At 69.7% G+C, this 3,798-nt stretch carries 4 protein-coding genes and 1 tRNA gene; 1 reads left to right on the plus strand and 4 read right to left on the minus strand.

Translation table 11 applies throughout. From position 1 onward, the window contains the following. Nucleotides 1–44 precede the first annotated feature (44 nt). Together AC1D01_RS24625 and AC1D01_RS24630 are read right to left on the minus strand one after the other, a co-directional pair. On the minus strand, nucleotides 45–1,232 hold the full coding sequence (locus AC1D01_RS24625; RefSeq protein ID WP_477871037.1) for a DUF2169 family type VI secretion system accessory protein: 1,188 nt from the start codon (nucleotides 1,230–1,232) through the stop codon (nucleotides 45–47). Nucleotides 1,233–1,250: 18 nt separating this feature from the next. Continuing rightward, nucleotides 1,251–1,337 (minus strand) — tRNA-Leu (locus AC1D01_RS24630). A 98-nt stretch (nucleotides 1,338–1,435) separates the two neighbouring features. Here AC1D01_RS24630 and AC1D01_RS24635 point away from each other — a divergent pair. Then, a complete protein-coding gene (locus tag AC1D01_RS24635) occupies nucleotides 1,436–2,836 on the plus strand; it encodes a class II fumarate hydratase (protein WP_477871039.1) in 1,401 nt (466 codons plus the stop codon). 201 nt (nucleotides 2,837–3,037) lie between these two features. Here the strand turns inward: AC1D01_RS24635 and AC1D01_RS24640 are convergent, their stop codons facing one another. Both AC1D01_RS24640 and AC1D01_RS24645 read right to left on the minus strand, forming a co-directional pair. After that, complete coding sequence (locus AC1D01_RS24640) at nucleotides 3,038–3,298, minus strand: hypothetical protein (protein WP_477871041.1); 261 nt, start codon at nucleotides 3,296–3,298, stop codon at nucleotides 3,038–3,040. Nucleotides 3,299–3,425: 127 nt separating this feature from the next. Then, a partial coding sequence (locus tag AC1D01_RS24645) for an SHOCT domain-containing protein (protein ID WP_477871043.1) occupies nucleotides 3,426–3,798 on the minus strand: 373 nt, incomplete at its 5' end.

The following is a 3,798-nucleotide window of genomic DNA, read 5'->3' on the forward strand; positions in this document are numbered from 1 at the left end:
GGTGAGCATCGCGTGGCCGAACACCGAGAGGCCTGCGGCGCGGCTCATGCGCCCCCCTTGCGGGCGCGCACCAGCGCGGCGAGGCCGCGGTAGTGCTTCTTGCCGGCCAGGCGCGAGCGCAGCAGGCCGGGGGTGCGGGTGGAGGTGGTCTCGATCTGCATTTCACGAAGTTCGAACGGATCGCGGATCAGCGGGCAACTCGCGCGCCATGTCAGGCACAGGCGGTCTTCGTCCGGCTCGATGAACACCGTGTCGATCTGCGCTTGCACCTCCACGATGGGCGCGCCATGGCGCACGAAGCGCACATGCACGGGTTCCCGCGGCAGCCGGGCCTCGATGCGCGGCAGCGGGCTCAGGTGGGCCAACACGATGGGCTCACCGCCGTGAGGATAGGAAATCTGCTGGTCGGGCGGCGCGGCCTGGTGGTAGCGCGGGTCGAAGTCACCGGGCAGCCACGGCATCTTCTCGCGCTGCCAGCGCTCGTCATAGGTACCTGCATGCTCGACGCGCGGCAGCCAATGCCGCCCCAACGGACCGAAGGCCATCGGGCGGTAGGGCCCGTCCGGCCGCTCGACCGGATGGCCCGGCTCCTCGGTGGCCGGCAAGGCCATGCCGACCAGGTTCTGCCGGAAGCGGCAGTAGCCGGTGCCCGCCGGATTGGGCCGGTAGAGCTCGATGCGGCCCGGGTCCGACGGATCGATGTCGGTGCCGCCGAACGCGCTGTCGTAGCCGATCTCCTGCGTCGTGAACGGCTGCGGTTCGGTCGCCGCCACGCCGATCACGCCACGACGCCATTCGCGATGGCCGAGCACCGTCACCACCTTGCGACAGCTGCCCACCATGAAGCCCGCCTCCATCCGCGTCACCGGCCGGCCGCCCGGCGCATGGGCGCGGGCCCGCAGCAGGACGTCGCAGTGCGGCTTGAAGACGCTGAAGTCGTTCTCGTGGAGCGGGGCGCTGCGCGCCGGATCGGGGCCCGGTACGTCGGCCTCGTACAGCGGAAGTTGCTCATCCGCAAGCTGCGGTGGCGCCTCCCCGCAACTGCTCAGCACGAAGCTGGCCTYGACGACCACCACGGCGAGTTCGCGCCCGTCGGGTCGATGGCCGACGTTCCATCCAGCGAGGTAAGGCGTGGGGTTGACGATGTGCATGCCGGCCGAAGTCAGGAGGGGGCGATCTACTGCTTCACGCCAGGAGAGGGGACAGTACAACCGAGCGCCGACGGCGACCAAGTGAACAAAGTCAACGCATGGTGCCGGCGGCGGGACTTGAACCCGCATCTCCGTGAGGAGGAGGGATTTTAAGTCCCTTGCGTATACCGATTTCGCCACGCCGGCAGCGGATCTTCCAGGCAACCGCGGCGATTATCAATGCATGCACCGAGGTCTGGCCACGTCGGCCATGATCCATACCTCCCCCCACTGATGCCCGCCCCATGCCCTCGCCCGCCACCCGCATCGAACACGACAGCCTCGGCGACATCGCCGTCCCCGCCGACGCGCTGTACGGCGCGCAGACGCAGCGCGCCGTGCTGAACTTCCCCGTCAGCGGCGGCCGGCTGCCGGCCGCCTTCATCCGCGCGCTGATCCAGCTCAAGCTCGCCGCCGCACGTGCCAATGCGCGCCTGGGCACGCTCGAGCCCGACACCGCGCAGGCGATCGAGGCCGCCTGCCGCGAGCTGCTCGACGGCGACTTCATGCCGCACTTCCCGCTCGACGTCTTCCAGACCGGCTCGGGCACCAGCTCGAACATGAACGCCAACGAGGTGATCGCGACGCTCGCGACGCGCCGCCTCGGCCGCCCGGTCTCGGCGAACGACCACGTCAACCACGGCCAGAGCAGCAACGACGTGATCCCGAGCGCGATCCACGTCAGCGCCGGCGTCGTGCTCGCCGAGCAGCTGCTGCCCGCGCTGCACCACCTGTCGAAGGTGACGCGCGACAAGGCCCGCAGCGTGCACGAGCACGTGAAGACCGGCCGCACCCACCTGATGGACGCGATGCCGGTGCGCCTGAGCCAGGCGCTCGGCGGCTGGGCCTCGCAGGTCGATGCGCAGATCGCGCGGCTCGAGGCCCTGCGCGCCGACCTGGCCCAGCTCGCGCTCGGCGGCACCGCCGTCGGCACCGGCGTCAACGCGCACCCGGATTTCGCGCGCCTGGCCTGCGAGGAGCTGGCCGGCCTCACGCAGCAGGCCTTCCGCCCCGGCGACGACTACTTCGCGCTGATGGGCGCGCAGGACACCGCGGTCTCGGTCTCGGGCCAGCTCAAGAGCCTGGCCGCGAGCCTGATGAAGATCGCCAACGACCTGCGCTGGATGAACTCCGGCCCGCTCGCCGGCCTCGGCGAGATCGAGCTCGAGGCGCTGCAACCCGGCTCGTCGATCATGCCCGGCAAGGTCAACCCGGTGATCCCCGAGGCGACCACGATGGTCGCGGCCCAGGTGATCGGCAACGACGCCGCGATCACCATCGCCGGCCAGTCCGGCAACTTCGAGCTGAACGTGATGCTGCCGCTGGTCGCGCGCAACCTGGTCGAGAGCCTGGAGCTGCTGGCCAACGTGAGCCGCCTGCTGGCCGACAAGGCGATCGCCGGCTTCAAGGTGCGCGGCGATCGTTTGCGCGATGCCTTGTCGCGCAACCCGATCCTGGTGACCGCGTTGAACCCGCTGATCGGCTATGCGCGCGCCGCCGAGATCGCGAAGCAGGCCTACCGCGAAGGGCGCCCCGTCATCGACGTGGCCGACGAGCAGACCGGCCTCGGCCGCGCCGAGCTGGAGCGTTTGCTGGACCCGTCACGCCTGGCCGATGGCGAGGGTGAAGGCGGCGGCGGGGGATAAGCACACCGTTCGCAACAAAACGGCGTCTCGTCCTACAAAATAAGGATGCAGTTCCGGGTTAAAGTCACAGACACGGAGCCGCAGTTACCTCCTCMCTCCTCCCAATGACACTGCGGCTTCTTCGGGCGGATGGTGCTTGCACCATCCGCTTTTTCTTTGTCGGTCCGTTTTGAGAGATCGATTTCAGCGCGCGATGGCAGATCAGCAATGCGCCAGCCGCGACGGCTCGGTGTGCGCGATCTCCCGACCCACCGACACCGCATACGACAGCGCGGCGCCGCGCGAGATCCAGCGGTGGCCGCCGGCCAGGCAGCAGTCGCGGTACACCTCGCAGGGCGTGTTCACCGCGCCGCGCACGCGGCTCACGACGACGGCGGCCGTGTAGCCGCGGCCTCGCCCGCTCTCCTGCGCGGCCACGAAAATCCGGAAATCACCTTCGTTGAATTGCTGATCGAACTGCATCTCGCGCTCCACGGCGGCAACCCTGCCGCGAGGCGAGACTATGTTCGATGCCGCGCGGCAAATCCATCCATCCGATTGACTCCCTCTTCGGGGGGATCGATGTCGGATCCTGGATCCTGGCCGCGGCTCACAGCGATTGCAGGATGTCCTTGCGCTTCTGCTTGTACTCGTCGTCGGTGATCAGGCCCTTGTCGCGCAGCTGCTTCAGCGCGGTCAGGCGGCGCTCGATCTCGTCGGCCTTCGGGTCGGCCGGCTTGACGATCGGCGCAGCCGGGGCGGCTTGCACCGCAGGCGTCGCCACCAGCGGCGCGGGTGCCGGTGCCGGCGTGAGCGTCGCAGCCGCCGCGGGCGGTGCCGCCAGCACCAGCGGCGGCGGGGGCGGCGGCGTCGGCACGGTGGTGGCCTGCGTCAGCGACACCGTCAGCCAGTCGCTGCGCCGGTTGCCCGCCCCGGCGCCGACCAGCTTCACATCCGACGCCTTGCCGCGCGCGCCGTACAGG

This window comes from Rhizobacter sp. P3_B12 (assembly GCF_056402895.1).

Bases quoted from the DNA above. Each gene is read 5' to 3' on its own strand.
- AC1D01_RS24635 (WP_477871039.1), top strand. From the start codon at position 1,436: ATGCCCTCGCCCGCCACCCGCATCGAACACGACAGCCTCGGCGACATC.
- AC1D01_RS24640 (WP_477871041.1), bottom strand. From the start codon at position 3,298: ATGCAGTTCGATCAGCAATTCAACGAAGGTGATTTCCGGATTTTCGTG.